General features: G+C 55.3%; 4 protein-coding genes. 1 reads left to right on the top strand and 3 read right to left on the bottom strand.

Annotated elements, in window-relative coordinates:
• Positions 1-206 precede the first annotated feature (206 nt).
• Positions 207-2,066, bottom strand: a complete 1,860-nt coding sequence (locus tag CW742_RS07600) for a molybdopterin biosynthesis protein (RefSeq protein WP_292418667.1) — start codon at positions 2,064-2,066, stop codon at positions 207-209.
• A gap of 453 nt (positions 2,067-2,519) precedes the next feature.
• On the opposite strand from CW742_RS07600, the gene CW742_RS07595 reads away from it, so the two are divergent.
• Entirely contained in the window at positions 2,520-2,705 is a 186-nt protein-coding gene (locus CW742_RS07595) for a hypothetical protein (protein ID WP_292418664.1), read from the top strand.
• Positions 2,706-3,409: 704 nt separating this feature from the next.
• Here CW742_RS07595 and CW742_RS07590 read toward each other — a convergent pair.
• Positions 3,410-3,865, bottom strand: a complete 456-nt coding sequence (locus tag CW742_RS07590) for a ferritin family protein (RefSeq protein WP_292418661.1) — start codon at positions 3,863-3,865, stop codon at positions 3,410-3,412.
• Between the two features lie 16 nt (positions 3,866-3,881).
• Positions 3,882-4,597: Coenzyme F420 hydrogenase/dehydrogenase, beta subunit C-terminal domain (locus CW742_RS07585; RefSeq protein WP_292418658.1), on the bottom strand; the 716-nt coding region annotated here is incomplete at its 5' end.

The raw sequence follows: 4,597 nt of genomic DNA, 5'->3' as shown, positions 1-4,597 counted from the left end.
CAATTAACTTATGACGGAAAATTTTCTTGGCATCACTTCCTTTTTCCAAAAGAAGGAGGGGTTTTTCCCCTTCATACCGGCATCCGGCGCAGATAAAAGTTAACCATTTTTATTAACTTACGAGAGGGAACTAGTGGAAATATCCGGAATTGAAGGGCTTTTGGGCCAGAAATCCCCTACAACCATCCGGATTCTCCTGCCTTGGATCAGTGGCTCCCATCCCGGATAATTCCAGTCTCTGGTGTCTCATAGCCCCCCAGTTGTTCAAGAATTGTCTTGAATTGGGGTGACCGGATCGCTTCAATGAGTGCCATGACACGCGGGTCCGCTGCATGTTCCCGCCGGATGGCCAGTTCGTACCGCTCACTTGCAACGGGAATAAACGGGAGATTCAGGGCCTTTGCCGCACTGTACACGCAGAGACCGGCATCGGCCTCCCCGCTCTTCACGGCAAGCGCGACCGCAATATGCGTGGTCACTTCCCGCTCATATCCCGGGATCGATGCCGGGTCAATGCCGGCTTTCTTCAGCTCATAATCAAGCAGCATCCGGGTCCCGGATCCTTTCTGGCGATTGACGAACATCCGGCCAGGGAGATCAGCAAACAAGAAACCGTCACGTGACACTACCCCCTGCTGCCGTTGTGCAACGCAGATGAGATCAACATCCGTTCCCGGGAGGTATTTCTTCACATACGCAGAGTTGTAGGTCCCATCATCCGTGAGCAGATGGGTCGGCGCCGCATGACATTCATTCTTTCGTAAAGCAAGGATGCCCCCCATGCTCCCCACATGGGTTGAAATAAGAGAGACCCCTTTTGGACGGAGGAGGTCCGCCAGGTAATCGATGACCGGGTCGTGGCTGCCCGTGATGAGCAGGGCGCTTTCTGCCTCCTCCACTGGAACAAGCAGCCGTGCGTCAACAAGATCCCCCGCATTGAATCCTTCCGATTCACGGGGCAGCCGGATGTAAGCGTTCGACCGGATTGCGCTCATCTGGACACCGGCTCCCTTCGACTGGGGCGAGATCACCCAGCGGCTCCCGACCTTCCCAAGCGTGCAGGCAACGAACTCATCCGAGCCGATCTCCTTCGCCAGCGCCGTGGTCACCTGCGCCTTGAGGATCCGGTATCTGGGAACCGGGATGCCATAGGTCTTCAGCACCGGGAGGACAAGCTCGCGGATGACGGTCAGCGCTGACAGGGGATACCCGGGGAGGCCGATGACCGGCTTTTTGTCCACCCGGCCGATTATCGCCGGTTTCCCGGGCTTGGTTGCGATACCGTGGACCAGCACCTCGCCAAGTCCCGCGATCACATCCGCCGTGTAGTCTTTCGTCCCCGCTGAGGATCCCGCTGAAACTATGACGAGGTCATTCTCGCAGCAGGCCTTTTGGATAGCATCGCGGATCTTTTCCGGAGTGTCCTCAACAAAGGGGTACCGGGTGCACGTGGCCCCCACTTCTTCGAGCATCGCCTTCGCCATTAAGGTGTTACTCTCGACAACCTGGCCCGGCATGGGCCGTGTTCCGGCTGCGACAAGCTCGCTGCCGGTTGGGACGAGACCGATCCGTACCGTGATCACATTCACTTCCGTGATGCCATACGTGGCAAGTCCCCCTATCTCATGCGGGCGGATACGGTGGCGCGAGGGCATCACCATCTCGGACTCGGCAAGGTCCTCCCCCGCCGGCCGCACATGCTGCCAGGGGCTCGCGGATTTCCGGATGGTGTACGTCCCGTCCGCCTCCCAGACATCCTCGATCATGATCACTGCATCGTATTCCGGGGGCACAACATTGCCGGTGTTTACCCGGGCCGCCCGGGGGAGTTTTATGGGGTGCTGCTCGGAGGCCTCTTTTGTTTCGGCACTCACGACTGCGATCCCGTCCATTGCCGAGAGATGAATCTCGGGGACCGAATACTTTGCAAAGATCGGTCCGGCAGTGACCCGCCCGGCGGCATTCTCCAGCGGAACGGAGATAACAGAGGGGGTGCAGGAGAACTCACGCCCCAGGAGTGCGAACACATCATCAAGGGTTCTGACCTGAAGGTAACGTTTCACCATATCCTCACCGGGTTACCGTTTCTTATTTCGGTCTTTCTGCTCTGCTGCATACCCGTTCCTCATTTTCCTGCGAATCTATCTTTTTGTATTCCTCTGATCAGGTAAACCACTTATGGCCCTGCATCGTGGGTTCGCTGTTCTGATCGATATCTTTCCAAAGAGTATTAAGAAAATTGGCTGAAACGAATTAATCATGGCTGATGTACACAAATGTGACCGTTGCGAAAAAGGAGCCATAGGATTCCAGTCCATGGAGGGGGTATTTGAATATGTGTGTAAAGATCATGCCGACAGCCTCCTCCTTGCGCTGAAACCCGGTGAGAAAAAAACGTATGGTGTCTGTTACCTTGAACGGTACAGTTGATACAGATACCTTCCAAACATTTGTTGCAACAACACAGGTGGCGGGAAAACCCGTACGGTAATCTTTACCACAATCTTTGGGTGATGGAAATGGCAGAGAAGCATACGTGCGAACAGTGCGGCAGGGTGGCAATCGGGCTCCAGTCGCTCGGGTTCTGTGTCTCGTATGTTTGTAAAGAACATGCCGACAGTTCTCTTCTCGCGCTCCGGTCCGGAGAGGAGAAGGCCTGTGACTACTGTTATCTCGAACGGTTCGCTACAACCGATCCGGAATAGTTCTTTTTTGCTCTGGTGAAATCCTTCCCACAACCCTTGCAAGACATTTTTTCAAATCGGGCTTATTTTGGCGATCAGAGGTCATTTTGACCTTTTTTGTTTCATCTGTAGCTTCACCGGAACGCTGAAGTTGACATATTCACCCGGATACCCTGACATAAACTTCCGGAAACGCTCATTTTAGCCTCCGATTGCGGGGGTTTTACGACGGCAGGCCTGAATTGCGCTAATAGAACCCTAACAGATCGCGAACGTCACCTGCGAACGGGGCATAGAGTGGGTTTTTGCTGGCAGGATCGCCGGATCCAGGGGGGGCCCCGGGGATTTCTGTCACGAATGCCAGGAACTTGTGAATCTCTCCGTTACATCTCCGGTTTTTTTCCTGAGGGGATGTTTACAATCGCGATCGGTTGAAATCCCCATGTGCAAAGATGGAGGCTGATGCCCCTGTACCCCTGGTATGCTACGTGCCGCTGAAGTCAAAGAGCACCCCGGCGTTCTTCTCATCCTCCATGCTTTTTTATAACCATCCGGATGCTCATGGGGGACAATTATCGGGAAGGATATTTTCTCCAGAGCACTATTTTAAAAGCCAGCTTTTTCAGGCTCCCGCCACACTACCGGGGCCGTATGAGAACGTTCGAATTCAGGATGCGCTGCTGACGACTTCAGCTGTTCCGGAGTCAGAAAAAAAGGTGCCCGGGTCACCAGACCTCGGGGAATGCCATGTTGGTGTAGATGTCCTCAAGGCGTGCCTTGTGGCTCCGTTCCATGTTGGCAAGCTGGGTAAAGAGCAGCTGAGTTTCGACATCTTCTGCTGCGTTTGCGAACTGGGTGTACATCTGCATGGCGCCCAGTTCTTTCTGGATCGCAATGACCAGTCCTTCGAGCGGTTTCATGTCCACGCTGAGGGCCGGTAACGGGAGTTCATCCGCTACCTTGTAGTCATGCCCTGCAGCGAACTTGATCTTGCTGACATCCTTTGCCAGGAATCCCTGGAGGAACTCGCGGTGCTTCTTCTCCTCACCGGCAAGTTCGTCAAAGAGTGATTTCAGTGCCTTGTCTTTTGCCTTGTCCGCAACGCTGCGGTAAAAAGTGTATGCCTCGACCTCGCGGTCGATGGCTGTTGCAATGATCTTTTTTGCGTCATCTGCTTTCATCTTCACACCTCTTCTGTTAGTGCTTTGCTACCGGGTTGAACACGTTCAGGTAGATCATGTCGCTTCCCGTGTTGTGCAGGCGGGAACGTTCCTCGCGCTCCTCTGCATAGGCGAGAATCGGGAGTTCCATGTCCTGGCCGGGGGCGTGGCCGAACATCTTCTCAAGCTCGACCTGCTGGGCGTGCATGAAGAGTGCATTCGGGATCTCTGCAGGGCAGAGTTCCTGGCACTGGCCGCAGTTCACGCAGGAGTCCGCAATGTGGGCGAACCGGATCAGGTGGAACATGAAGTTCGGGGGAAGCTCACCGGGCTTGACATAGGCCGGGTTCTTGGTCGTGCAGTCGACACAGTAGCAGATCGGGCAGGCCGAGATACAGCTGTAGCACTTGATGCAGCGGGAGGTCTCCTGCATGATCTTCTTTAACCGGTCCTTGCCCTCGCCGAGTGCCTCGAAGTCGTGCTTGCGCCACTTGTCGCCGAGCTTGAGCATTGCGCCCTCGACTTTCCCGCGGATCTCAAGCCCCTTGGGGTTGGCTGCCTCGGTTGCGAGGATGCCGTTCTTGACTGCACCGGAGACGAGGTTTGCTCCCTTCTCGGAGCAGACCTCGACGAAGGTAGCCTTGCCAGCCTTCTCGCCGATGACACCCCAGTTACCGCAGGCAAGGTCTGCCTGACGCGGGATCTTCATCTTGCAGCGGCGGCAGTTCGAGCGCCGGCCATAGCCTGCCTCTT

The organism is Methanoregula sp., from assembly GCF_002835825.1.
Lineage (GTDB): Archaea > Halobacteriota > Methanomicrobia > Methanomicrobiales > Methanospirillaceae > Methanoregula.
This window is presented reverse-complemented; position numbering and strand designations above follow the sequence as displayed.

Excerpts from the sequence above, each read along its gene's own strand:
- CW742_RS07600 (WP_292418667.1), bottom strand. The coding sequence starts at position 2,066 with ATGGTGAAACGTTACCTTCAGGTCAGAACCCTTGATGATGTGTTCGCA.
- CW742_RS07595 (WP_292418664.1), top strand. The coding sequence starts at position 2,520 with ATGGCAGAGAAGCATACGTGCGAACAGTGCGGCAGGGTGGCAATCGGG.
- CW742_RS07590 (WP_292418661.1), bottom strand. The coding sequence starts at position 3,865 with ATGAAAGCAGATGACGCAAAAAAGATCATTGCAACAGCCATCGACCGC.